The following is a 24,456-nucleotide window of genomic DNA, read 5'->3' on the forward strand; positions in this document are numbered from 1 at the left end:
ATAAGAATGGGACTGCTGCTACCTTACTGCTATTTCGACGATGCGTAGGGTGGTCGGCTTGGCCGACCGCGCGTTCAGCTCACGGACGCGTTGTGGCAATGCATGCCGGAGCTGGACGCGCGGTCGGCAGAGCCGACCACCCTACAAAGAAACGGGGAGCTCGCGCTCCCCGTGATGATTACACTCCCAGCGTCATCAGGCTTGCGTTGCCGCCAGCCGCGGTCGTGTTGACGCAGACCGCGCGTTCCGCCACCAGCCGCCACAGGGCCACCGGCTCGTGCGCGCTGGTGTCGACGATGCCGACGATGGCGCCGGAGCGCGCCGCCAGCTTCGTGCGCAGCGCGCCTTGCAGGCCCGCTTCCAGCAGCGCGATCTGGAATTCGCTCGCGTCGATCTCGTCCTCGCCAACGAAGCGCACGCGCTCCTTGACCAGCGCCGGCAGATCGGCCGGGATCAGCCCGGGCGCGGCCAGCACCAAGGCGCGGTTGCCAGTGGCCAGGCTGGCGGCCACCTGGTTCAGCAGGCCGCTAGCGCTGTGCGGCGCGCACAACACCATGCCGCGGCTGGTGAAGGCCAGCGTGTTGCGTTCGCCGGTCGGACCCGGCAGGGCGATCTCGATACCGGTCAGCGCCGTGCGGCCATAGCCCTGGGCCAGCGCGGCCAGTTCGGCCTGGTCCTTGTTGCGCAGCCAGCCGAGCAGCGCGTCGAGGCCCGCGTCGAAGGTACGGCTGTGTTCCATCAGCGGCGCAGTATGACACTGCGGGCGCTGCAGGCGCTTCAGGTAGAGCGGACCGCCGGCCTTGGGACCGGTGCCCGACTTGCCTTCGCCGCCGAAGGGCTGCACGCCGACGACGGCGCCCACGATGTTGCGGTTCACGTAGATGTTGCCGACATGCGCACGCGCCACGATGAAGTCGATGGTTTCGTCGATGCGCGAATGCACGCCCAGGGTCAGGCCGTAGCCGGTGCCGTTGATGGTGTCGACCACCTTTGGCAGGTCGGCGCGGCGGTAGCGCACGATGTGCAGCACCGGGCCGAAGACTTCGTGCTTCAGTTCCGCCAGCGAGCCGATTTCCAGCACGGTGGGCGGCACGAAGGTGCCGAAGTCCGTCAGGCTGCGCGGCAGCTCCAGCGCGTAGTGGCTGCGCGCGGTGGCGCGCATGCGCTCGATGTGGGCCAGCAGGTTGCGCTGGGCTTCGGCATCAATCACCGGGCCGATGTCGGTGGCCAGGCGGTCCGGGCTGCCGACGCGCAGTTCCTGCATCGCGCCCTTGAGCATGGTGATGGTCTTGTCTGCGATGTCTTCCTGCAGGAACAGCACGCGCAGCGCCGAGCAGCGCTGGCCGGCCGAGTCGAAAGCCGAGGACAGCACGTCCTGCACCACCTGCTCCGGCAGCGCCGACGAGTCGACGATCAGCGCGTTCTGGCCGCCGGTTTCGGCCACCAGCGGGATGTCGATGCCTTCCTGTTCCGCGCGTTTGGCGAGGGTGCGGTTGATCAGCTGGGCCACTTCGGTGGAGCCGGTGAAGATCACGCCTTTCACACGCGTATCAAGCGTCAGGGCGGCGCCCACCACTTCGCCGCGGCCCGGCAGCAGCTGCAGCGCGGCGCGCGGGCAGCCGGCTTCGTGGAAGAGTTCCACCGCGCGGTGCGCGATCAAGGGGGTTTGTTCCGCCGGCTTGGCCAGCACCACGTTGCCGGCCACGAGGGCGGCGGCCACCTGGCCGGTGAAGATCGCCAGCGGGAAGTTCCAGGGGCTGATGCAGCTGACAGGACCGAGTGCGCCTTCCGCCCTGGATGCGCGGATCTCGACCGCGTAATAGCGCAGGAAGTCGACCGCCTCGCGCAGCTCGGCGATCGCGTTCGGCAGCGATTTGCCTGCTTCGCGCACGGCCAGCGCCATCAGCTCAAGGCCATTCTGCTCGAACAGGTCGGCGGTGCGCTCGAGGATGACGGCGCGGCTTTCCACGCTCGTGCTTTCCCATTCGCCGGCAAAGGCGGCGGCGGCGGACAGCGCGGTCTCCACATCGGCGCGCGAGGCCTCGACGACCTGGCCGACCACGTCGGCCGATTGTGCCGGGTTGACGATGTCGATGGCGGCGTTCGCGTCCACCGGGCCTGCGATGGCGGGTCCGGCGTTGTGCCGGCGCTGCCTGGCCAGGCCTTCGGCGGTGGACGTCAGCATGTTCTCGTTGACCAGGTCCAGACCGGCGGAGTTCTTGCGTTCGGCGCCGAACAGCTGCAGCGGCAGGGCGATGGCCGGGTGCGGTTTGCCGCCGGCGGCGCGCGCCTGCTCGAAGGGATCGGCCAGCAGGGTGTCGATTGCCACGTTCTCGTCCACGATCTGGTTCACGAAGGATGAGTTGGCGCCGTTTTCCAGCAGGCGGCGCACCAGGTAGGCCAGCAGGGTCTCGTGCGAACCGACCGGCGCGTAGATGCGGCAGGCCTTGTCGAGCTTGCGCGGGCCGACGACCTGGTCGTACAGGGTCTCGCCCATACCGTGCAGGCACTGGAATTCGTAGTTGCTGATGCCGTCGGCCTTGGCCCAGGTGTAGATCACCGACAGCGAGTGCGCATTGTGGGTCGCGAACTGCGGATACAGGATGTCGCTCGCGCTCAAGAGCTTGCGCGCGCAGGTGAGATAAGACACATCGGTGTACACCTTGCGGGTATAGACCGGGTAGCCGGGCATGCCGTCCACCTGGGCGCGCTTGATCTCGGCGTCCCAGTAGGCGCCCTTCACCAGGCGCACCATGAACTTGCGGCCGCTGCGCTTGGCCAGGTCTACAAGGAAGTCGATCACGAAGGGGCAGCGCTTTTGATATGCCTGCACCACCAGGCCGATGCCTTCGAAGCCGGCCAGCTCGGGATCGAAGGCCAGCGATTCGAGCATGTCGAGCGAGATCTCGAGGCGGTCGGCTTCCTCGGCGTCGATGTTGATGCCGATGTTGTAGCGCTTGGCCAGCAGGACCAGGCTGCGCACGCGCGGCAGCAGTTCGTTCATCACGCGCCAGTACTGGGCGCGGCTGTAGCGCGGGTGCAGGGCCGACAGCTTGATCGAGATGCCCGGGCCGTCCTTGATGCCGCGGCCGTTCGAGGCCTTGCCGATCGCGTGGATCGCGGTTTCGTAGGAGGCGTAGTAGTTTTTCGCGTCGCTCTCGGTCAGCGCGGCTTCGCCCAGCATGTCGTAGGAGTAGCGGTAGCCGCGGGCTTCGTTGTCGCGGCTATTTTTAAGCGCTTCGTCGATGGTCTGGCCGGTGACGAACTGGTTGCCCAGCATGCGCATGGCCATGTCCACGCCCTTGCGGATCAGCGGTTCGCCGCCCTTGGCGATGAGGCGGGTGAGCGCCGAGCCCAGGTTCTTCTCGCTGTTGGTCGAGACCAGCTTGCCGGTGATGAGCAGGCCCCAGGTGGCCGCATTGACGAACAGCGAAGGCGATTCGCCCAGGTGCTTCTTCCAGTCGCCACGGCTGATCTTGTCGGCGATGAGGCGGTCGGCGGTTTCGCTGTCCGGGATGCGCAGCAGCGCTTCGGCCAGGCACATCAGGGCCACCCCTTCTTCCGATGACAGCGAGAACTCGTGCATCAGCGCGTCCACGCCCGAGGAACGCGTCCGCTTGTCGCGCACGCTCGACACCAGGCGGTGGGCCAGCATGTAGGCGTCGCCGTTGGCGCTCGCTCCCTGCGCCAGCAGCCATTGCACGGCCTCGGTTTCAGCGCGGCGGTAGGCATTCGTGATGGCCTGGCGCAGCGGCGTCTGGTCGCGCTTGACCTCCTGCTGGAGCGCATCGAAAGGGACGAAGGTAGGGGCCGTGGTGGGCGCCAGGGCGGCGGCAGTCTGCATGGTGACTCTTCTAAAAAGGAAATCGAACGTCATGCCCGGCGCAGCAAAAAACGCCGCACCGCGCGAAAGGCGGCCGGCGTGCTCCGGAACACAATGGAATGATTCGATTGTAGAAGGAAATCTTCTGGATTAATTCTGTTTTTACGACAGACTAGCAAAAGATAGTTTTTGGTGAGACAATCTGACCGAATAATATTTACATGGCAGGAGACGACCATGCTTGATAAGATCAGTAAGAAAATTCTGGCAGAACTCCAGAACGACGGACGAATCAGCAACGTCGAGCTGGCCGCGCGGGTCAACCTGTCTCCCGCCGCCTGCCTGGAACGCGTGCGCAAGCTGCACGAGTCCGGCTACATCATGGGCTACACCGCCCAGCTCAACCCGCAGCTGCTGGACGTGTCGCTGCTGGTGTTCATCGAAGTGGTACTCGATCGTACCACTCCCGAGGTCTTCGATGCATTCAAACAGAGCGTCCAGATGATTCCCGAGGTGCTGGAATGCCATATGGTGGCCGGCGGCTTCGACTACCTGGTCAAGGCGCGCGTGAAGGACATGGCTGCTTACCGCGAATTTCTCGGCAAGACCTTGCTGCAGAAAGGCGTGCGCGAAACGCACACCTATGCGGTGATGGAAGAGGTCAAGAACACGACCAAGCTGCCGATCCGCTGATCCCGATTGATCAGACGGCTGCTGTAGGGTGGTCGGCTATGCCGACCGCGCGTTCAGCAGCTTGAAAACGATCGATTCGCGTCAATTCATCATGGAGTTGAACGCGCGGTCGGCGAAGCCGACCACCCTACAGTAGATCGAAGCGCGTTCGCTTAGACGACCTTGCGGGCGCCGGTCTTCGGCGCCGCACTCTCCGACATGGTTTCCAGGTTCTTGCGCAGCCAGCGGTGCGCCGGGCTGCGGCCGTCGCGCTCGTGCCAGAGCATGTCGAGGTGCACGGGCGGCAGCTGGAAGGGCAGCTCGCGCCAGACCAGTGCATCCGTCATGCCGGTCGAGACCATCAGGTGCTTCGGCAGCACCGTGATCAGATCCGAATTCGCCACCACCCGTCCTGCCGTGAAGAACTGGTTCACCGTCAGCAGGATGCGGCGTTCGCGGCCAATTTGCGCCAGCGCCTCGTCGACCAGGCCGTGGGCGCGTCCGGAGAAGCTCACCAGCAGGTGATTCGCCTTGCAGTAGGTGTCGAGGTCCAGCTTTTCCTTGGCCAGCGGATGGTCCTTGCGCATCACGCACACATACACGCCGGAATACAGGCGCTCGTGGCGGATCGGCGAGCCGGTCTCGTACGATAGCTGGGCCGCCACGCCGGGGAAGAAGCCCACCGCCAGGTCGATGTCGCCGCGCAACAGCATCGGCCGCGGCTCACGCGTGGTGAGCGGCACCATGCGGATGTTGACGCCCGGTGCTTCCCGCTCGATCGAGCGCATCAGCGAAGGCAGCCACAGCGCGGCGGTGGCGTCGGCCATCGCCATGCGGAACGTGGCCTGTGCTTTCGATACGTCGAAGGTTTCCGGCATCACCGCCGCTTCCAGCGCCGCCAGGGCCTGGCGCACGGCCGGCCATAGCGCTTCCGCACGCGGGGTCGGCTTGACGCCGTAGGCGGTGCGGATCAGGAGTTCGTCTCCCAGGCTTTCGCGCAGGCGCTTGATCGCATTCGATACCGCCGGCTGGGTCATCGCCAGGTGTCCGGCGGCGCGGGTGAGGTTTTGCTCGGTCATCACTGCGTCGAAAACGCGCAGCAGGTTCAGGTCAAGCGTGAGAAAGCTCATGGGAACGTATCGGTGGCAATACAGGGGTGCCTGGAAGTGTACATCAAGTATTCACAAAATGCATAAGCGTCATCAGTGAACAAAATTAGATTTATATGTTGCGTCGCACTATATTGCTCACAACTGAACAATTTATCCATCATGTCTGCCTCGATCAGCTTCCTCCAGACCGCCGTTGCCGCCCTTCCTGTCGGCCAGGTCGTCCGTGCCGCCAGCGGCCTCGCACTGCTGGGTGGTCTTGCGGTGTTTTTCCGTCCGCTGCTGGTCGGACTGGGTCGCGCCGCCCTGCTGACCGTACGCCCGCGTCCGCCGAAGACCCGCCTGGCCGAGCGCTTCTGAATCCGATTTCCTCCGTTTGAACGCGGCCTCCGATCCGGACGCCGCGTTTTTTTTCGCCCGTACTCCCGCTTCCTTTCACTCTTGCCGGCTTGCCGATGGTGATTCAGACCATTCGGCTGGCCGCCGATGGTGACTCTTCGTCACCTGGGTTTTCTCGGCCGTTTGATTTAACAAAGTTCACGAAGAGTTACACGGCCGAGCGTGGCGATATTTCGCTATTCGATGCGATGCAGGAATGTTGAGCGATTTTGTCAGGACATGTACAGAGATCGAGCGTATATATCGAAAATGCCTATCCCTCCGAAGCGCGCTTTGATAAGGCAATTTTGCTCCTGATAAATCAACAGTTGAGCATAATATAAGCTCATATGGATGAGAATTGGATGAGGTTACACGAAGTTCACAGTTAATCTTGGATACATCATGAGTATTGGTTATGCCGGAGAGCAAAAGTCGGGTGCTCCCCGCCTTTGAAGGCTTTTTGGAACGTACGCAGCAAAATTTTTCGCTCGCAGTCGACCTCTGCGGCAGGCAGTTCCATGAGCCGAATCGCCGTGCAGATGTCGGCCGCGGGGGACGGCTCGGCGCCTTCCAGGACGAGTTTGTTGTAGACATGGGGCGGGGTGCGAGCCGGCGATTCGGACGAATTGGCACGCGATGGCGGATATGAGGCGACAGGTAGGGGAATGGCATGCTGCACGCACGCCGGACGAGCGGCGCGTCACGCAAGGCGCTTGCCCAGGTTCGCAGGCGGAGCGCCTGCGTCAAACAATAGGGGAAAGTAAAAAGCCGGCTTGGAAGCCGGCTTCGGGGATCAGGCGCTCGCCTTGGTGGAGGTCAGGCGTTCGTATTTCGCCTGCAGCTCTTCGCGCGATTCGCGCCAGTTTGGGTTCAGCGGAATGCAGGCGACCGGGCACAACACCGCGCAGGTCGGCTCCTCGAAGTGGCCGACACACTCGGTGCACTTGTGCGGATCGATCTGGTAGAACTCGGCGCCCATGGAAATGGCGTCGTTCGGGCATTCGGGTTCGCAGACGTCGCAGTTGATGCAATCGTCGGTAATCATCAGTGCCATGGTATGACTCGTTCCTTGCTTGTTGCTGCTCAGGCCAGCTCAGGTGGCCGAAGCTGCCTTGATGGCCGCGATCTTCTTCTGCAGCCAGCGGTCCACCGAGGGGAAGACGAATTTCGATACATCGCCGCCCAGCATCGCGATCTCGCGCACGATGGTGCCGGAGATGAACTGGTACTGGTCGGACGGGGTCAGGAACAGGGTTTCGACGTCAGGCAGGAGGTAGCGGTTCATGCCGGCCATCTGGAATTCGTACTCGAAGTCGGACACGGCGCGCAGGCCGCGCACGATCACGCGGGCATCGTGCTGGCGCACGAAATCCTTCAGCAGGCCGGAAAAGCTCTCCACCTGCACGTTCGGATAATGGCCCAGCACTTCGTTGGCGATTTCCAGGCGCTCGTCGAGCGAAAAGAAGGGCTTCTTGTTCTTGCTGTCGGCCACGCCTACCACCAGGCGGTCGAACAGGCCCGATGCACGGCGCACTAAGTCTTCGTGCCCCCGCGTGAGCGGATCGAAAGTACCTGGATAAACGGCTACAACCATTGCGGCTCCCTTGGAGAATCACCCTGTCAGAACGCGCATTATGCCTGAAAATCCGGCAGCCGCCCCGGCGAAGGGCAGGCCTTGCCCAATGCTTGTGCAGTTTTGATGGTCCCGGCAGTGCTTACGCCGCTTCTTCGTGCAACTTCAATAAGTAATAGTAGACCATGCCGGCCTTGTCCGCGCGGATGGCATCCCAGCCGGCCAGCCAGTCCGGCAGCTCGTCCCCTTCCAGCGGCAGCGGATCGCCCGTCTCCGCATAGACCAGGCCGCCGTCCTCGAGGATGGCCGGGCACAGCGGCAGGATCTGGCTGAGCAGGCCCAACTGGTAGGGCGGATCGAGGAAGATCAGGTCGAAGCGTTGGCCGCGTGCAGCCAGGTCGCGCACCAGGGTGAGTGCGTCGGCGCGCAGCACTTTCACGTTGCCGGCCTTGAGCTTGTCGCGGTTGGCCTCCAGCTGGCGCGCCGCCGCACCGTGGTTGTCCACCATCGTGACCGAGGCCGCGCCGCGGCTGGCCGCCTCGAAGCCGAGCGCGCCCGAGCCGGCGAACAGGTCGAGGAAGGCGGCGCCATCCCAGTCGCCGCCGAGCTGGTGGTTGATCCAGTTGAACACGGTCTCGCGCACGCGGTCCGGCGTCGGGCGCAGGCCTTCGGCGTCGAGCACTGGCAGCAGGGCGCGTTTCCAGGCGCCGCCGATGATGCGGACCTGGCGCGGCGCCAGGCGGGGAGCCCCGTGGGCTTGCGGTTTGGAGGACTTCTTTTGCATGGGCGGCACTATAGCATGGGCAGGTTTGGCCCCCGCCGGCGCCCTACGCCGCGCCCTGCCCCGCCCGTTTTGCGCAAACGCGCGCTATTTGCCGACTGCCAGCGTCTGGAAATCGTTGATCCAACCCTGCATGCGTTCCTGCGCATGCTTCTTTTGCGCCGGGGTAGCGATGCGGATGGCTGTCATCATGAATTTCGTGGTCTGGTCCAGGTAATTGTCGTAGAAGGCCTTGCGCTCGGGCGACTCGATGCGGCCGAACAGTTCGCGCTGCATTGCCGTGATCTGGGCCGCCGCCTGTTCGCGGTTCGGCTTCTCCTGCTGGAACTTGCGCAGCAGGGCCAACACGCGGCGCTGGCGCCAGATGCGCTCTTCCAGCCAGGCCTCGCTGTCGAGGGGACGGGCATCCGAGGCCTTGCGCAGGATGGCTTCCTGCTCGCTGCTGAAATTGCCGAACCAGAGCTCCATCTGGTCCATCGCTTTCTTATAACGGGCGCGCTGGCGCTTCTCGATGCTGCCCGCCACGAATTTGCGCCGGTATTCCTCGTTTTTCGAATTGAACTTGCGCTCGATGTCGGCAATCTGCTCCGGTTTGATGGACAGTGCGAGGGTGGTCATTTCCGGCACAGCGCGGTTGGCGAGGCGCTCGCCCCGGACGCGGATCTCCTGGTACAGCTTGACCAGGTCGCCCTGGGTCGGGTTGCCGGCCAGCTGGCGCTGCATATTGCCCAGCAGTGCCGCGTAATCGCGCAACTGGGTCTGGCGATGCCACTGGAACAGCTTGTCGATGTCGCGCTTGGCGATGTCGGCCTGCTCGCCTTCCAGGTCGGCATAGGAATCCAGCCACCAATACAGTAAGGTGTCACCCTGGTTATAGGTAAAACGCACCGAACTGCAACCTGCAGCAAGCACCGTCAAGGCGATCAGGAACAGTGCAATGGTGCGCCGGAGCAGGGTAGCGGGCGTGTTAAAATTTTTCATATTATCAACTTTTTAGGACGGCTTATGAACGTTGTGATCCTCGCCGCCGGCATGGGAAAGCGCATGCAATCCGCGCTGCCGAAAGTCTTGCATCCACTGGCGGGGAAACCGCTGTTGCGGCACGTAATCGATGCGGCGCGTAGCCTATCGCCGAGTAAATTATGCGTGATTTACGGACACGGAGGCGCAGCGGTGCCGGACATGGTCGGCCAACTGGCCGTCGAGACCGGCATCACGATCGACACCGCCCTGCAACAGCCGCAGCTCGGTACCGGTCATGCGGTGATGCAGGCGATGCCGCAACTGGACGAGAGCGTGCCGACCCTGGTGCTGTACGGCGACGTGCCGCTGACCACCGCCGCCTCGCTCGGCCGCCTGGTCGAGGCTGCCGGCAAGGACAAGCTCGCCATCCTGACCGTCGAGCAGGCCAACCCCTTCGGCCTGGGCCGCATCGTGCGCGAGAACGGCAGCATCGTGTGCATCGTCGAGGAAAAAGATGCCAGCGAAGCCGAGCGCGCGATCCGCGAGATCAATAGCGGCATCATGTGCATCCCGACCGCCCACCTGAAAAAATGGCTGGCGGCGCTGTCGAACACCAATGCGCAGGGCGAATACTACCTGACCGACATCGTGGCCCAGGCGGTCGCGGACGGTGTGCCCGTGGTGTCGGCCCAGCCTTCGGCGGAGTGGGAAGTGGCGGGCGTCAACAGCAAGGTCCAGCTGGCCGAGCTCGAGCGCCGCCACCAATTGAACATCGCCCATGCCCTGCTGGAAAAAGGCGTGACCCTGATGGATCCGGCGCGCATCGACGTGCGCGGTGAGCTGGTCTGCGGCCGCGACGTCGTCATCGACGTCGGCTGCGTGTTCGAGGGCCGCGTCGAGCTGGCCGACGGCGTCACGATCGAGCCGCACTGCGTGCTGGTGAACGCGAAGGTCGGCGCGGGCGCCCAGATCAAGCCTTTCTGCCACATCGAGGACGCCGTGGTGGGCGACAAGTCGCAGATCGGTCCCTACGCGCGCCTGCGTCCGGGCACCGAGCTGGGCGAGGACGTCCATGTGGGTAACTTCGTCGAGATCAAGAACAGCCAGGTCGCCGCGCACAGCAAGGCCAACCACCTGGCCTACGTGGGCGACGCCACGGTGGGTTCGCGCGTAAACATCGGCGCTGGCACCATCACCTGCAATTACGACGGCGCCAACAAGTTCCGCACCGTGATCGAAGACGACGCCTTCATCGGCAGCGACAGCCAGCTGGTGGCGCCGGTCACCGTGGGCAAGGGCGCGACCCTGGGTGCGGGCACGACCCTTACCAAGGACGCGCCGGCGGGCAAGCTGACCATCTCGCGTCCCAAGCAGATGACCATCGAAGGGTGGACGCGGCCGGTGAAGGCCAAGAAGTAATCCACCGGAAATCTACAGGCTGGCAACAGGAAAATCACAGGAAAACCACAGGCTTGTCCTGTGGTTTTCCCGGTGCTCTTCCACAAACTTATCCACAACTTGGGCTAGACCGCGATCCGGGTGTCGAACTTGGCGCGGTGGGTGGAAAAGTAGGCTTTTACATTGCGCACGTTGGCGTGCGCCGTGAACAGGCGGTGCGCCAGCGCATGGTAGGCCGGCATGTCGGCTACCTGCACGATCAGCACGAAATCGGGGCCTGGCGACACGCGGTAGCACTGCAGCACGGCGCCATCGTTTGCCACCAGCGCCTCGAATTCCTCCATGCGCTCGGCCGCCTGCACGTCGAGCGTGATCTCGACGATGGCGGTGAGGCCTGCTCCCACCTTGGCCGGGTCGACGATCGCCACCTGCCGTTCGATGACGCCGCTATCGGTCAATTGCTTTACGCGGCGCAAACAGGTAGGCGGCGAAACGTGGACGAGTTCAGCCAATTCGGCATTCGTATGTGATGCATCAGCCTGCAATGTGTTCAGGATGCGACGATCGAGCTCGTCGAGGGAAGATTGTTCTGGCATCGTATGAAATAAAGATAAATAAAAACAGACTAAATGAAATAATATTTCATCGTTCTGATGTGGTGAAATAATCTAACAAATATGCGAGGAAACTGAAAGCTTATTTCATATGAGTTGCTCTACGATAGGCCTAATTGCTAATCTTAAAGAGGTCAACCTATGTGCGGTATCGTCGGTGCAGTCGCCAAGCGCAATATCACTCCTGTCCTGATCGAAGGGCTGAAACGCCTGGAATACCGCGGCTATGATTCTTGCGGCGTCGCCGTCCACCTCGACGGCAAACTGACCCGTGCACGCAGCACCTCGCGCGTAGCCGAGCTCGAAGACCAGGTGCGCGACGCGCGCCTGGACGGCTTCACCGGCATCGCCCACACCCGCTGGGCCACCCACGGCGCCCCTGCTTCGCACAATGCCCACCCGCATTTCTCGCCCAGCGAAGACAATGCCCGCATCGCACTTGTCCACAACGGCATCATTGAAAACCACGACGAGCTGCGCGCCGAACTGAAAGGCCTGGGATACGAGTTCACCAGCCAGACCGACACCGAAGTCATCGCCCACCTGGTCGACCACATGTACAACGGCGACCTGTTCGACACCGTCCAGCAGGCCGTCAAGCGCCTGCACGGCGCCTACGCCATCGCCGTGTTCTCGCGCGAAGAGCCGCACCGCGTGGTCGCGGCCCGCCAGGGTTCGCCGCTGATCGTCGGCGTGGGCGAGAGCGAAAACTTCGTCGCTTCCGACGCGATGGCGCTGGCCGGCACCACCAACCAGATCATCTACCTCGAAGAAGGCGACGTGGTCGACCTGCAGCTGACGCGCTACTGGATCGTCGACGTCGACGGCCGTCCGGCCGAGCGCGAAGTCAAGACCGTGCACGCCCACACCGGCGCAGCCGAGCTGGGCCCGTACCGCCATTACATGCAGAAGGAAATCTTCGAACAGCCGCGCGTGATCGGCGACACGCTGGAAGGCGTGACCGGCATCATGCCGGAACTGTTCGGCGACGGCGCCTATGGCGTGTTCAAGGACATCGACCGCGTGCTGATCCTGGCCTGCGGCACCAGCTATTACGCCGGTCTCACCGCGAAATACTGGATCGAATGCATCGCCAAGGTCCCGGTCAACGTCGAGATCGCCAGCGAATACCGCTACCGCGACAGCGTGCCGCACCCGAAGACCCTGGTCGTGACCATCTCGCAGAGTGGCGAGACGGCCGACACCCTGGCCGCGCTGAAGCACGCGCGCAGCCTCGGCATGCCGCACACGCTGACCATCTGTAACGTCTCGACCAGCGCCATGGTGCGCGAGTGCAAGCTGGCCTACATCACCCGCGCCGGCGTCGAAGTGGGCGTGGCCTCGACCAAGGCCTTCACGACTCAGCTGGCCGCGCTGTTCCTGCTGACCCTGACCCTGGCGCAGGTGAACGGCCGCCTGACCGACGCGGAAGAAGCCGAACACCTCAAGATGATGCGCCACCTCCCGGTCGCGCTGAGCGCGGTGCTGGCGCTGGAGCCGCAGATCATGGCCTGGGCCGAAGAATTCGCGCGCAAGGAAAACGCGCTGTTCCTGGGCCGCGGCATGCACTACCCGATCGCCCTGGAAGGCGCGCTCAAGCTGAAGGAGATTTCGTACATCCACGCCGAAGCCTATCCCGCCGGCGAACTGAAGCATGGCCCACTGGCGCTGGTGACCGAAGAGATGCCGGTGGTCACGATCGCCCCGAACGATGCACTGCTGGAAAAGCTGAAGTCGAACATGCAGGAAGTGCGCGCCCGCGGCGGCCAACTGTACGTGTTCGCCGACGTCGACTCGCGCATCACCTCGGGCGACGGCCTGCACGTGATCCGCCTGCCGGAGCACTATGGCGACCTGTCGCCGATCCTGCACGTGGCGGCGCTGCAGCTGCTGGCGTATCACACCGCGCTGGCGCGTGGCACCGATGTGGACAAGCCGCGCAATTTGGCGAAGTCGGTGACGGTGGAGTAAGCCAGGCTCGGTTAGCCACAGGAAGTGTGAACTACAAATAAAGTCTGACACAGACAAATAAAGTCTGACTCAAACAAATAAAGTTTGACACAACGAAGGGCCTCGACACTTTGTGTTGAGGCCCTTCTTATTGAACCGCCCCGGTTTTCGTGGAGGCCGGTTATATTGCGATCCCCTGTCGCTATGATGGACCAGCTCGTTTCGTTCGGGCTGACGCGCGTACAGCGCCTGCTCCAGCGCATCGAGTACGAAGTCGGTCCGCATCGAGCTGCTGACGCGCCAGCCAACAATCCTCTGGGCGAAGACGTGGATGACGAAGGCGACATAAACGAAACCCTGCCAGGTCGAGACGTACGTGAAGTCCGATTACCCAGCGGCGCAATGTCTCCGGCGTGCAGCCGATCTTGGCCGCGATCGACGTGATAGCTGCCCACTGCGACTCATACTCACTGCCAGCAACGCTGACCATGCGCACAGCGCGCTCGATGACTTCAGGGGAATACGTGGGTTGCTTCTTCATAGCTCCATTTTCTTAAATAATGGAGCCTCCACAAAACTCGGGGTGGTTCACTCGGCAGGCCTCAACAACTCAGCCGCACTGCGGCACGAAAAACCTGGAGCAAACTATGGGCGCAATGCCTGCCAAAACGCGCTTTTCTGGATACGACGGACAAGGTGACTTATGGGGCAGCGTTGGGTGCTTGAGGGCCAGCGCGGCCTTGTTGGATCAGGCGAAGCGCCGTTTCCAGTACCGGATCCCGGCCGGCGAAATAGGCTTGAGCCGTCGTGATCACCGGTGCGTCGGGGCTCATCTCGCGTCGAAAATCGTTGCCTTTGCGGCTGAGGCTCCATCGCTTTGTCGACACCGTGCCCCGCAGCTTACTGTAGGGAAGGACAAAGCCCGAAGGGCTGCCGTAGAACGTGCAGCATTCGCTGCTTGCCTCGCCGACGAAGACAGCATTTGCCAGTTGCTCAAGTTCGGTAATCATATTGCCGGCCGCGGAGTAGGTTCGGCGTCCGATGATGACAAGCACCTGACGCTCGGGCAGCATGCTGAAGCCGATTACCGTGCGCAGGAATTCAACATAGCCTGGGCTGTTGGTCGATCCCCCGGGATTGAAGCGCATATCGATGATGAGGTTTTTCGGCGAGGTTTCCGATAAGCGGCTACGCAGACGCAATGCATATTCCGCCAGGCTTTCCTTTGTTTCGTTGGCAATCGCGTTCAATTGCACGTAGTGGGTGTCATGGTCGGGTAAGGCCTGATCCCAATACACCTTCTTGGCTTGCTGAAGAAAGAGGGGGTTTTCCACACCGTCCAAGGGCACCAACTTCGCGCTTTCCCGGAAGGCCGAAGCAGCCAAAACGAAAGACCGTTGGGCTTTCCCCGGTTGCTGGAGCGTGACCCGGACTGTCTCTGTAGAGCTCGCTATTCCCAGCCCCTTGAGGTAGGGAAGGGAGTGCAGCAAATTCACTCCCTGAAACACATACTGATTCAGGCCATCGATGCTCTGCGTTTCATTCACCCGTTTCAAGGCGTCGATGACAGGTACGCCTTCGATGTCGATCACACGGGCGCCGATCAGGTGCTTGTTTTGCGTGTCTGCATCGATGATGAATATCCCTTCGGGAAAGAGATACATCTGGAATGGCAGCCCTTTGAACGGGATGCGGCTGTCCGCGGGTGCATAGACTGCCGTATGACCCTGGCGTAGAACGGCAAGCATGCGGTTCATTCCGACCAGAAGCTCCTCGTCGGCCAGCTGCGGCACCTTGTCCTTGAGTTCACGGTAGCGTCGTTCGAACTCGGTTGGCAGGGCATGGCCGCGGTAATCGGCATTCAGGCGTTTTACTTCATCCCGCAAGAAATCGAGGTCCCGGCGCCAGCCGGCGTTCCGGGACCAGCCGCTGGCGTCAGGCCGTCCTGCAATGGCGAGGAATTCAGGGTCGGCGCGCAGCGAAGCGAATTCCTTGTGCTCATACAGCCATGATCGATTCATCTCGCCGCCACCAGAGACGTGATGGCGCAGCATCTCGAGCGCTGCACCTTTGTTCCCGGCATTCAGATAACCCATCGCCGCTACCGCCGCCAGGTCTTCCGACGTGCCCCAACCCAGCAACTCTCCCGCCCTTCGGTAGGCAAGCGCCGATTCGAAGTGCTTTCGCAGCTGCCGCTTGACGTCGCCCAGCATGCGCCAGTTGTCGCCATCACGCGGATAGTCGCGTGTCATTTGCTCGACCAGGGGCTCGGCCTCGGCTGCCAGCTTGGCATCCAGGAGGGCTCGCGCTTTCCTCCTTGCATTGTAGTAGGCGACCGGATTGGCCGGCGCTGCAAGCAGACTCGTTGGCGAAACGTCCGCTGAACTGTCGCGCGCAATGACCGGAAGCGGATGTGTGAAGAGTAGGAGCGCAGAGATGGCAGAACAGATCTTGATGATGTGATGCACTGGCTGAATTCCTCGATAATTGGCTTATTGAACTTGCGTTCATTTTTCTATCATTATAAAGTCGTTAAAAGCGGTATTTACTCGCTTTTTCGCAATCAACGCGGTTTTCCCGCGCATTTACGCGCAAAACACAAGGAATTATGCAAATGGCCAACCTGGACGATTTTGATCGGGAATTGCTGGTACTGCTCCAGCAAAATGCCGACGTTACAGCCGATCAGCTTGCCGGCAAGCTTGGCTTGTCTGCATCGGCTATCCAGAGGCGCCTGAAACGCCTGAAGGCAGACCGGGTCATCAGCTCGATTGTGGCGGTTGTCGATCCGCTGCTGGTCGGTCGTCCGTCCTTTTTCATCGTCGGACTGGAGATCGAAAGAGAAACGCCGGAGCTGCTGGCGCGCTTGAAAGCATGGCTGTCGAGGGAAGACGCGGTTCAGCAGGCCTTCTATGTCACGGGGAACTGGGACTATATGCTCGTCGTCACCGCCCGCGATGTGACGGACTATGACGATTTCATGGCACGGCTATTGGGAGAAAACCCGAATGTGCGCCGCTTCAGCACGAATGTCGCCCTCAACATCCAAAAGCGGGGACTGTTCATCCCCGTCGGAAATGAAGCAAGCGCATAACTGCGAGCCAAGGGCAGCGCTGACGAAGCAAGCTGGGCGCTTGCTCCTTATCTCGTCAAGGTGACATTCCCCCGTCGTCACGGACACTTCCGTTAGGCGCATTGTAGATTTTCGCACTGTACCGGGCTAATGCACCCCGGCAGCGCCCGCCTTTACAAGATCAAGGACCCGAATTAGGATTGGTAAACGTTTTCTTAAGGAGTCCAGATGCGCAGCCCTCACCGTGAAGCCACACTGCCCCTGCCGGGATGTTTCCGATACCGGAACCTGATCGCCCTGCTGTCACTGGCGCTGGCGCACGGCGGCGCCCTTGCCTGCTCCCCTCCTCCCGCGCCTGTGCATGACATCGACGCCAAACGCTATTACACGGACACGAAAAGCTCGCTGATCGATCCCGTCCTCAAGGCGCGCAACGAAGCGGCGGTCAAGCCAGTAAACGATTACCTCCACGCTGTCGCGCGCGCCGCTAACGACTGGCAGCTGCGCGGCCAGGCGGCGGACGCCCGCTGCGCGCTGGCCTGGCTGGAATCCTGGGCCAGCCAGGGAGCGCTGCTGGGAAAGATGAGCACCAACCAGTCCTACTACACACGCAAGTGGACCCTGGGAGGCCTGGCGCTGAGCTACGCACGGGTGCAGGCCACGGCCAGCCCAGAGCAGCGCAAGCGCATCGAAGCCTGGTTCCGTTCCCTGGCCGACCTGACGATCGCGCACGCCGACGCTCACAAGGGCGTGCGCAATAATCACTATTACTGGGAAGGCCTCGCCATCACCGCGGTCGGCGCAGTGACGGGCGAGGCGCGCTACCTGGCTTGGGGCCGCAAGGTATTCGAGCATGCGATGGGCCAGATCCAGCCGGACGGCTCGCTTCCTCTCGAGATGGCCCGCGTCGCCAAGGCCCTGCATTACCACCTGTATGCGGCCGCGCCGCTGGTGCTGATGGCCTCGATCTTCGACGTCCAGCATCCGGCCCTGGACCGGCTGGTGCGCTTTGCGGCCGCCGGCGTCGCCGACCCGTCGGTCATCGAACGCATGGCGGGCAGCGTGCAGGAGCGGCCTGCGCGCGTACCGGGCTGGATCGCGATCTACGACCGTCACGCCGCGCAGCCGCTGTCCACCGTGCCGCCGCCGGCGAATAACTGGGATGCGCGCATGGGCGGAGACCGCAGCCTGCCGAATCCGCTGGAACACCCGCGCCGCTGAGTGCCGCCATCAAAAAAAGCCGGACCGGCGGCGCAGCCGCGGGTCCGGTTGAAACGCGCCAGGAGTCGCGCAGGGATTTAACAGCAGCAGGGACGATTACTGGTAGCGGATGGTCCAGCGCACCACCAGCGGTTCGCGCATGCTGAACGCGCCGGTAGCGCAGCGGACGATCGTGTTCATCTGGCCGTAGGGCGCGCGATGCAGTTCGCTGGTCGTGGGTTGCGCCGTGCAGGACGACAGTCCGCCCACTTCGAAGGCCTGCACCGCGCCTTCCTTGAAGCGCACCGTATTGCCGTCCACCGTGGCGCCGTTCGAGAACGAAGCAAAGTCCAGGGTCAGCGCCGAGACGTCCAGTGGACCGCTCGGAATATAGCGGTCGGTGCGCGTGATCGCGCCCGGCTGCAGGCTGTATTCCGTCTCGACGCGGATGCGCCCATCCTTCACCGGCAGGTTCTTGCCCAGTTTCGTCAGCGCGTCCTGGCGGTAGCTCACCAGCTGACCGGCGCCGCGCGGCGTGGCCTGGATATCCTTCAGCCAGGCCGTGGCGATCAGTTCGCTGCCGTCGGCGAGGGTGAACTTCGGCAGCAGCTGGCCATTGGCCGGACCGCTGTCGGCCACGCCCGATACGACGTCATGCGCGAACGGCAGCGGATAATACGGGCTGTTGGCGTGCTGGCCCTGGCCGCCGTTGATCAGGGACAGGCTGAACACATGGCCCTTGTCGCGCCAGATCGCCAGCGCGCGATCGTGCTCGCCCCGCGCGAAGCGCGTCAGGCTGAACTTCGGACGCGTGCGTTCCAGCCAGCTCGCCAGGTCCTTGCGCGGCACGACGTCCTTCATGCCGGCCTTGTTCCACATCTCGTTGGTGGCGATCAGCTGGTGCAGCAGCGAGAAATTCTCCCCGAGGATGCGGTGCTTGCCGCGGTAGGTGTCGGTGCGGCGGCCGTTGTTCCACATGTCGACCGAACGCATCTGCGGGTTGTACCAGAACTTCATGTAGCGCTCGGCGATGCGGCTGGAATACGCGTAGGCATATTCTTTCTCTTCTTGGCTCAGCACCCCCAGGTAGGCGGCGGTCGACAGGATTTCCAGCATCGCGGTCTCGCCGTAGGGGCCGAGGCTGCGGCCCATGGTAAAGCCGGTGCCGTCGGCGGTGGCGCTGTTCAGGGCCACCTCGGCCGACTTGCGCAGCAGGGCCTTGAGTTCCGGCGTGACCGGCAGGCCGGTTTCGATGAAACGCTCGCAGATCTCGGCCGCGAGCAGGATGCTGTAGCGGTCGAAGCGCCCCTGGCCATCGGTCTCGTCGCTGAAGCCGTAGTCGCCCGAGTAGGCGGCGTAGTGCTTGAGCATCTTGTCGAGCAGGACCTCGCTGCCGCCGACATCTTCCCAGCCCATCAGCATGCGCAGTCGCGCGATGCTGAAGGCGACGCCGTAGTAATTGGTCGGCAGGTCGATCAGCTCGTAGCCCGGAACGCGGACAAACGTGCGCCAGTCGAGGCGCTTGCGCAGGGCTTCCAGGGTGGCGGGCCGCACGGCGCGCTCGAGCAGGCCGGCCTGCTTCAGGCGATGCAGCGCGCCGATATAGTAATAGATGCCCCAGCTTTCGTTGTCCATGCCGATGGTGAGGTCGGCGATGTCGGCATAGTCGCGCAGCATGCCGGGCAGGCGTGGGTCGTCCTTCGGCAGGTGCAGCAGCAGGTCGGCCAGGCCGGTGGCGACCTTCCCGGGCAGGAATTTGTCCTTGGCCTTGAACGACTCGCGTCCCTCGATGGTCGTGCCGCCTTTTTCCTTCACCAGCTTCTGGAACAGGTAGTCGAGCTGCGGATAGGCCTGCTCGACGCTGCGCTGCAGCGGCGGGGTGCTCTGGGCATACGCGGGAGCAGCCAGCAGCGATGCTGCCGCCAGCAGGGATAGGGCGTGACGCATGAGGGAGGTCTCCGGTGTTGTTAAACGTTTTCCTAAATATAGGCGAACACTGCCGGAATGTAAAGTATTGCAGGCCTGGTTTTTTGCCGTGCCGGGGCGGAGGATCAGGCGCCGCGTGCCTGCGTCGACGCGCGCAGCACCAGCTGGGGCGCCACCTTGGTGAGCTTCTCGACCTCTTCGCCGCGGATCACCGACAGCAGCTTGGACATCGCGGTGGCGCCCATGCGTTCGCTCTGCAGGTCCACGGTGGTGAGTGCCGGCGTCACGTACTTCCCGTAGGGGATGTTGTCGAAGCCGACCACCGACAGGTCGCGCGGGATCGACACCCCGAGGTTGGCCGCTTCCTTCATGAAGCCTAGCGCCATCAGGTCGTTGTAGCAGATCAGTGCGTCCGGGCGGTTCGGGCCCAGCACGATGTGCGAGCACATGCGTTCCCCTTCGGCCAGGGACGGGCTTTCGCAGTCGAACACGCTCACCTCCATGCCGGCGCCGGCCAGGCATTCGCGGATTCCGCCGAGGCGTTCCTCGTCGCGCCGCGAGCGCGAGAAACCGAGGTAGGCGATGCGCTGGTGGCCCAGCATGCGCAGGTGCTGGGCCAGCAGGAAGGCGCCGCCATGGTCGTCGCTGGCCACGCTCGGAATCGGCAGTTCGTTGAGGGCGCCGAAGAAGACCAGCGGCTTGTCCATGCTGGTCATCCAGGCCATTTCGTGCTCGCGCAGACGCGAGGACACGATCATGCCGTCCACGCGCCGGCTCAGGTCTTCCAGGGTGCGGCGCTCACGGCTCGGGGTTTCCTCGGTGTCGACCAGCACCACCGAATATTCGTGGTCGTGCGCGACCCGGTTGGCGCCTTTCAGGATGCTGCTGAAGTGCGGATTGGTCACGTCCAGCACCGACAGGCCGATGGTGTTGGTGCGCCCGGTGATCATCGACTTGGCCAGCGGATTCGACCTGTAGCCGAGGCTGGCGATCGCCGCATCCAGCGCCGCTTCTACCTTGGGCGAGAAACGCTGCGCACCATTGATGTACTTCGACACAGTGGCCGTGGATACCTGGGCAGCGGCAGCTACATCGCGAATGGTCGGGGCGGAACTTTTCATGGATGGGTAATCGCTATTGACGCAGCATCTTAACATGTGTGGGTTTGCCAACATCCCCTAAGCCAGCGGGAAAATGCGTCAAAACCCGTGGAGGAACGGTTCCGGCATTGACGCTGCCGGCTATTACGATATACTAAGTTAAACGTTTAACACAACCTGGAGCCATTCCATGAACGAAGCACCACCATCCAAGCCTTTCAAACGTCTGCTGCTGACCGGCGCCGGGGGCGGCCTTGGCACGATGCTGCGCGAGCGCATCAAGCCATGGGCCGAGGTCGTCCGTCTCAGCGACGTCAGGGACATCCCTGCCGCCGGCCCCGGCGAAGAGGTGGTGCGCTGCGACCTGGCCGACCGCGATGCGGTCCTCCGGCTGCTCGAAGGCGTGGATGCGGTGCTGCACTTCGGCGGCGTCTCGGTCGAGGAAGAGATCGGCCACATCGTGCAGGCCAACATCGTGGGCCTGCACAACCTGTACGAAGCCATCCACAAACAGGGCGTCAAGCGCGTCATCTACGCCAGCTCCAGCCACGTGGTCGGCTACTACCCCACGACCCAGGTCATCGACGCCAGCGCGCCGCTGCGCCCGGATTGCATCTACGGCGTATCGAAGTGCTTCGGCGAAGCGCTCTCGCGCTACTACTACGACCGTTTCGGCATCGAGACCGTCTGCCTGCGCATCGGCTCGTCCTTCGACGAACCGCGCAATGCGCGCATGATGACCACCTTCCTTGCCTACGACGACCTGGTGGAGCTGGTGCGCTGCGCTCTGTTCACGCCGCGCGTCGGCCACACCATCAGCTTCGGCGTATCGGACAATTCGACCCGCTGGTGGGACAACCGCCTGGCGGCGCACCTGGGTTACGTCCCCCAGCGCAGCTCGCGCGAATTCGCCGACCGTTTCCCGGCGAGCGCGGCGCGTCCGCCGGCGGACGACATCACCGCGACGTACCAGGGCGGGCCCTTCGTGTTGGCCGGGCCGATCTACAAGGACTGATCATTGTCGAATGCCGCCGTGCGCTGCACGGTGGCCGTTTCAAAAGCTTGCGGCGCCTTCTACTTCGGTAAAAGGCGCCGCTTTTTTTGTAGGGTGGTCGGTTTGTGATTCAGGCCACTGGCCTGAATCACTGCCGACCGCGCGTCCAACTATCGGACGCGTTATCGCAACGTCGATTGTGTTTGAACGCGCGGCCGGCAAAGCGTGATCTCGTCCACTGGACGAGATCACCCCTACGCCAAGCACAATCAGGCAGGTTCGACTCAGAACTTCACATCCAGGCGCACGCTGTAATAGCGGAACACATCGCGCGGCGGCACCCAGCTGTCCACCGTGATGTTCGGCGAGGTCGAGGTCGGTCCTGCGCGGAAGCTCGGCCCGCTCGCATTCGCATTCGGAATGTAGAAGCGGTCGAACAGGTTGTTCACGCGGAAGCTCAGGCGCCAGCGGTCCTTGTTCTCACGCAGGCCGAAGCCCAGGTCGGCGATGGTGTAGCCATCGTTGACCGCGCGCGGATCGTTGGCGATCGACGTCTGGTAGTCGCTCTGGTAACGCACATTGCCGTTCACGAAAGCACGGAAAGGCATCGAGCTGAAGCGCAGATCGTAGTTGCTGCCGATATTCACCTTGACCTTGGGCGTGCCCGGGAAGACGCCGCCCGTCAGATCCTGGATGCCGGTGGTGGAGCCTTCGCGGATCGGGAAGCAGCCGCGGTTGCGGCCAGCGATGGAGCCGTTCTCGCCCTTGCCGGTGTTGCCGATCGCCGGGTTGGTGTTGTCGTTGTAGCAGGGGCCATTCTTCCAGTCGACGATGCTCGGGCGGGTATAGGCCAGCGCCGCATTCACCGTCCAGCCCGGGGTGAGCAGCATGTTGGCGTCGATCTCGAAGCCCTTGGTACGGATCTTCGGAATCGAATTCAGCTGGGTATAGATGGTCGGATCGTCCGGCAGCACGAAGGAAGTATTCTGCTGGTAGTGCTTGAAATCGGTCTTGTACACCGTGGCTGCAACCGCCAGCCGGTTGTCGAGCAGGTTGGCCTTGGTACCGATCTCGTAGGTGCGGCTGGTCTCCGGGTCGACCGGGAAGGCGGCGCGCGCTTGCAGGCCGCTGGTCACGTCATAGGCCTTGCCCTTGTGGCCGGTGGCGGTCATGGCGTACACCATCACGTCCGGGGTGAGCTGCTTCTGGATGCTCAGCTTGCCCGTGGTGGCCCAGTCTTCGTTGCCGCTGCTCGAGAACACGTCCACCCCCACCGGGCCCGGCACGAAGGTCGAGCGGTCCAGCTGGTCGGTATAGAAGTTGCGTTCGTAGTTGAAGCCCGATTCCTCGAGGTTGCGGCGCAGGCCGGCGACGACGGTCCAGGTGGGTGCGAACTCCCAGGTAGCCTGGCCGAACACCGCCTTGTTCACGTTGTAGATATCGGTGTAGTAGTTGGTCGGGCTCGAGGGCGAGTTGGCGGCGCACTTGGTTGGCGCGATACAGAAGCCGCGGATGAAATGGCGCTCGATTTCGTTGCGCGCCCACCAGAGGCCGGCCACGTAACGGAAGTTGCCCTGGTCCGGCGACACCAGGCGGATTTCCTGGGTCTTGCTATTGATGTCGTAGGTGCCGAACTGGTTGTTGCCGATCGAGGGGATGGTCTCGCCCGGGCGCGTCAGGGTGGGTACGTCGGTGAAGTCCTGGTCGCGCGAATCGTTGGCCTTGTAGCGCTGGTAGGACGAGATCGACATCAGGGTCGCATCGTTCGGCAGCGTGTACGAGAACTTCAGGCCGGCCCCATGGGTGCGCGAGCTGATCCCGGTCGGGAAGTCGCGCCGCACCAGGCGGTTGCGCGGATTGGTCGGGTCGATTCCGGCGAGCACCGAGGTCGCCGGCAGCCGCGGGTTGCCGCCCAGGTAGGCGGTGCTGATGTCGACCGGAACGCGGGTCAGGTTGCCTGCCTCGGCCGAGCCGGTGGTGCGGTAGAAGCCGTTTACCGCGGTGACGCCGCGGGTGTTCTCCTGCTCGTTGTACTGCGGCGAGAAGTCGATGTCCAGGTTCCGGATCGGGGTCCAGCTGAACTTCGCCATCATGGTCTTGCCAGAGGAACCGTTGACCTTCTTGCCAGTGGTCAGGTTGGTGAAGTTGCCCGGCATGTCGCTCTTGTTGGCCGCGATGCGCATGCCGAAGGTCTCGGTGAAACGCCCGCCCATCGAGGCGGCCAGGCGCCATTCCTTGTCATTCGTGTAGTAGGCGGTGCCGCGGTAGGTCACGGGTCCGCTGATCGGCTTGGTCACGATGTTGATCGCGCCGGCCACCGCCGACTTGCCGAACAGGGTGCTCTGCGGCCCCTTCAGCACTTCGATGCGGGCCACGTCGGCCAGGTCGCGGAAGGCCTGGAACTGCACCGCGATCGGGATGTCGTCCAGGATCACCGAGACGTCGGATTCCACGCCGATGCCGACCGAGACCGTGCCGATGCCGCGCATGAACAGCGCATTGTTGGCCGCCGTGGTGCCCGAGGCCTGGGTGAGCGACGGCGTGAGGGCGATGACGTCCTCGATCTCGCGCACGTTGTTGCTGGTGAGTTGCTCTTCCGAGAGCACCGAAATCGCCATCGGGACGCTTTCGAGCTTTTCGACGCGCTTGTTGGCCGTGACGACCACCGACTGCAGCCTGTTCGGGTCCGGCTGCGCCTCCGGCGCCGTTTCCTGGGCCCAGGCGGGCATGGCCCATTGGGCCACGGCCAGTGCGACCACCGCCGCGAGCGGCTTCACCACGATGTCGAAGCCTTCGATTCTGTTCTTGTTCAACGCTGTCTCCTCTTCTTTTTTAAAAAATGTCCGGCTCGGGTGGCGCCGCGCAACGCTTCCGCGAGCGGTTCCAGTACGCCGGCGGT

The 24,456-nt window shown here is 63.0% G+C and carries 18 protein-coding genes and 1 pseudogene; 7 read left to right on the top strand and 12 right to left on the bottom strand.

The features are described 5' to 3' along the window. Positions 1-178: 178 nt before the first annotated feature. Entirely contained in the window at positions 179-3,844 is a 3,666-nt protein-coding gene (gene putA / locus AC56KL_RS20820) for a trifunctional transcriptional regulator/proline dehydrogenase/L-glutamate gamma-semialdehyde dehydrogenase (protein ID WP_497182084.1), read from the bottom strand. A 216-nt stretch (positions 3,845-4,060) separates the two neighbouring features. On the opposite strand from putA, the gene AC56KL_RS20825 reads away from it, so the two are divergent. After that, positions 4,061-4,516 (top strand): Lrp/AsnC ligand binding domain-containing protein, encoded by a 456-nt coding sequence (locus AC56KL_RS20825; RefSeq protein WP_005664065.1) that lies wholly within the window; start codon positions 4,061-4,063, stop codon positions 4,514-4,516. A gap of 152 nt (positions 4,517-4,668) precedes the next feature. On the opposite strand, the gene AC56KL_RS20830 is transcribed toward AC56KL_RS20825, so the two are convergent. Next, a complete protein-coding gene (locus tag AC56KL_RS20830; protein WP_497182085.1) occupies positions 4,669-5,625 on the bottom strand; it encodes a LysR family transcriptional regulator in 957 nt (318 codons plus the stop codon). 141 nt (positions 5,626-5,766) lie between these two features. Here AC56KL_RS20830 and AC56KL_RS20835 point away from each other — a divergent pair, with 141 nt between their 5' ends. Beyond that, positions 5,767-5,964 carry a hypothetical protein gene (locus AC56KL_RS20835; protein ID WP_497182086.1) on the top strand — a complete coding sequence of 66 codons (198 nt, stop codon included), beginning with the start codon at positions 5,767-5,769 and terminating at the stop codon, positions 5,962-5,964. A gap of 814 nt (positions 5,965-6,778) precedes the next feature. On the opposite strand, the gene AC56KL_RS20840 is transcribed toward AC56KL_RS20835, so the two are convergent. The 4 genes from AC56KL_RS20840 to AC56KL_RS20855 form a co-directional block, all read right to left on the bottom strand. Beyond that, a complete protein-coding gene (locus AC56KL_RS20840) occupies positions 6,779-7,039 on the bottom strand; it encodes a YfhL family 4Fe-4S dicluster ferredoxin (protein WP_497182087.1) in 261 nt (86 codons plus the stop codon). Positions 7,040-7,078: 39 nt separating this feature from the next. Further along, a complete protein-coding gene (coaD, locus tag AC56KL_RS20845) occupies positions 7,079-7,579 on the bottom strand; it encodes a pantetheine-phosphate adenylyltransferase (protein ID WP_497182088.1) in 501 nt (166 codons plus the stop codon). Between the two features lie 121 nt (positions 7,580-7,700). Continuing rightward, positions 7,701-8,342: a 16S rRNA (guanine(966)-N(2))-methyltransferase RsmD gene (rsmD, locus tag AC56KL_RS20850; protein ID WP_497182089.1), complete on the bottom strand. Its 642-nt coding sequence runs from the start codon at positions 8,340-8,342 to the stop codon at positions 7,701-7,703. Between the two features lie 84 nt (positions 8,343-8,426). Then, entirely contained in the window at positions 8,427-9,320 is an 894-nt protein-coding gene (locus AC56KL_RS20855; protein ID WP_497182090.1) for a DUF6279 family lipoprotein, read from the bottom strand. A gap of 24 nt (positions 9,321-9,344) precedes the next feature. Between AC56KL_RS20855 and glmU the strand changes: the two genes are divergently transcribed. After that, on the top strand, positions 9,345-10,721 hold the full coding sequence (gene glmU / locus AC56KL_RS20860; protein ID WP_497182091.1) for a bifunctional UDP-N-acetylglucosamine diphosphorylase/glucosamine-1-phosphate N-acetyltransferase GlmU: 1,377 nt from the start codon (positions 9,345-9,347) through the stop codon (positions 10,719-10,721). A gap of 104 nt (positions 10,722-10,825) precedes the next feature. Here glmU and AC56KL_RS20865 read toward each other — a convergent pair whose 3' ends face one another. Next, positions 10,826-11,296, bottom strand: a complete 471-nt coding sequence (locus AC56KL_RS20865) for an Lrp/AsnC family transcriptional regulator (protein ID WP_497182092.1) — start codon at positions 11,294-11,296, stop codon at positions 10,826-10,828. A 159-nt stretch (positions 11,297-11,455) separates the two neighbouring features. Between AC56KL_RS20865 and glmS the strand changes: the two genes are divergently transcribed. Continuing rightward, the gene (glmS, locus tag AC56KL_RS20870; RefSeq protein ID WP_497182093.1) at positions 11,456-13,285 is read left to right on the top strand and encodes a glutamine--fructose-6-phosphate transaminase (isomerizing); all 1,830 of its coding nucleotides are present in this window, start codon (positions 11,456-11,458) and stop codon (positions 13,283-13,285) included. 162 nt (positions 13,286-13,447) lie between these two features. Here the strand turns inward: glmS and AC56KL_RS20875 are convergent. Both AC56KL_RS20875 and AC56KL_RS20880 read right to left on the bottom strand, forming a co-directional pair. Continuing rightward, positions 13,448-13,651, bottom strand: a pseudogene (locus AC56KL_RS20875) (DDE-type integrase/transposase/recombinase); the annotation flags it as partial. Positions 13,652-13,965: 314 nt separating this feature from the next. Further along, complete coding sequence (locus tag AC56KL_RS20880) at positions 13,966-15,732, bottom strand: hypothetical protein (protein ID WP_497182094.1); 1,767 nt, start codon at positions 15,730-15,732, stop codon at positions 13,966-13,968. Between the two features lie 146 nt (positions 15,733-15,878). Between AC56KL_RS20880 and AC56KL_RS20885 the strand changes: the two genes are divergently transcribed. Continuing rightward, a complete protein-coding gene (locus AC56KL_RS20885; RefSeq protein ID WP_497182095.1) occupies positions 15,879-16,358 on the top strand; it encodes an Lrp/AsnC family transcriptional regulator in 480 nt (159 codons plus the stop codon). Positions 16,359-16,565: 207 nt separating this feature from the next. Further along, positions 16,566-17,558, top strand: coding sequence for an alginate lyase family protein (locus AC56KL_RS20890; protein WP_497182096.1), 993 nt, complete (start codon positions 16,566-16,568; stop codon positions 17,556-17,558). Positions 17,559-17,654: 96 nt separating this feature from the next. Here the strand turns inward: AC56KL_RS20890 and AC56KL_RS20895 are convergent, their stop codons facing one another. Both AC56KL_RS20895 and AC56KL_RS20900 read right to left on the bottom strand, forming a co-directional pair. Further along, positions 17,655-19,484, bottom strand: a complete 1,830-nt coding sequence (locus AC56KL_RS20895) for a hypothetical protein (protein WP_497182097.1) — start codon at positions 19,482-19,484, stop codon at positions 17,655-17,657. Positions 19,485-19,588: 104 nt separating this feature from the next. After that, positions 19,589-20,584, bottom strand: coding sequence for a LacI family DNA-binding transcriptional regulator (locus tag AC56KL_RS20900; protein ID WP_497182098.1), 996 nt, complete (start codon positions 20,582-20,584; stop codon positions 19,589-19,591). 169 nt (positions 20,585-20,753) lie between these two features. On the opposite strand from AC56KL_RS20900, the gene AC56KL_RS20905 reads away from it, so the two are divergent. Then, positions 20,754-21,578: an NAD-dependent epimerase/dehydratase family protein gene (locus tag AC56KL_RS20905; RefSeq protein WP_497182099.1), complete on the top strand. Its 825-nt coding sequence runs from the start codon at positions 20,754-20,756 to the stop codon at positions 21,576-21,578. Positions 21,579-21,841: 263 nt separating this feature from the next. Here AC56KL_RS20905 and AC56KL_RS20910 read toward each other — a convergent pair whose 3' ends face one another. Next, positions 21,842-24,370 (bottom strand): TonB-dependent receptor, encoded by a 2,529-nt coding sequence (locus AC56KL_RS20910; RefSeq protein WP_497182100.1) that lies wholly within the window; start codon positions 24,368-24,370, stop codon positions 21,842-21,844. Positions 24,371-24,456: the final 86 nt, after the last annotated feature.

Source organism: Telluria sp. ZB4P34 (genome assembly GCF_059686055.1).

What these genes read in the sequence shown, in the direction of transcription:
- putA (WP_497182084.1), bottom strand. Translation starts at nt 3,844, where the DNA reads ATGCAGACTGCCGCCGCCCTGGCGCCCACCACGGCCCCTACCTTCGTC.
- AC56KL_RS20825 (WP_005664065.1), top strand. Translation starts at nt 4,061, where the DNA reads ATGCTTGATAAGATCAGTAAGAAAATTCTGGCAGAACTCCAGAACGAC.
- AC56KL_RS20830 (WP_497182085.1), bottom strand. Translation starts at nt 5,625, where the DNA reads ATGAGCTTTCTCACGCTTGACCTGAACCTGCTGCGCGTTTTCGACGCA.
- AC56KL_RS20835 (WP_497182086.1), top strand. Translation starts at nt 5,767, where the DNA reads ATGTCTGCCTCGATCAGCTTCCTCCAGACCGCCGTTGCCGCCCTTCCT.
- AC56KL_RS20840 (WP_497182087.1), bottom strand. Translation starts at nt 7,039, where the DNA reads ATGGCACTGATGATTACCGACGATTGCATCAACTGCGACGTCTGCGAA.
- coaD (WP_497182088.1), bottom strand. Translation starts at nt 7,579, where the DNA reads ATGGTTGTAGCCGTTTATCCAGGTACTTTCGATCCGCTCACGCGGGGG.
- rsmD (WP_497182089.1), bottom strand. Translation starts at nt 8,342, where the DNA reads ATGCAAAAGAAGTCCTCCAAACCGCAAGCCCACGGGGCTCCCCGCCTG.
- AC56KL_RS20855 (WP_497182090.1), bottom strand. Translation starts at nt 9,320, where the DNA reads ATGAAAAATTTTAACACGCCCGCTACCCTGCTCCGGCGCACCATTGCA.
- glmU (WP_497182091.1), top strand. Translation starts at nt 9,345, where the DNA reads ATGAACGTTGTGATCCTCGCCGCCGGCATGGGAAAGCGCATGCAATCC.
- AC56KL_RS20865 (WP_497182092.1), bottom strand. Translation starts at nt 11,296, where the DNA reads ATGCCAGAACAATCTTCCCTCGACGAGCTCGATCGTCGCATCCTGAAC.
- glmS (WP_497182093.1), top strand. Translation starts at nt 11,456, where the DNA reads ATGTGCGGTATCGTCGGTGCAGTCGCCAAGCGCAATATCACTCCTGTC.
- AC56KL_RS20885 (WP_497182095.1), top strand. Translation starts at nt 15,879, where the DNA reads ATGGCCAACCTGGACGATTTTGATCGGGAATTGCTGGTACTGCTCCAG.
- AC56KL_RS20890 (WP_497182096.1), top strand. Translation starts at nt 16,566, where the DNA reads ATGCGCAGCCCTCACCGTGAAGCCACACTGCCCCTGCCGGGATGTTTC.
- AC56KL_RS20895 (WP_497182097.1), bottom strand. Translation starts at nt 19,484, where the DNA reads ATGCGTCACGCCCTATCCCTGCTGGCGGCAGCATCGCTGCTGGCTGCT.
- AC56KL_RS20900 (WP_497182098.1), bottom strand. Translation starts at nt 20,584, where the DNA reads ATGAAAAGTTCCGCCCCGACCATTCGCGATGTAGCTGCCGCTGCCCAG.
- AC56KL_RS20905 (WP_497182099.1), top strand. Translation starts at nt 20,754, where the DNA reads ATGAACGAAGCACCACCATCCAAGCCTTTCAAACGTCTGCTGCTGACC.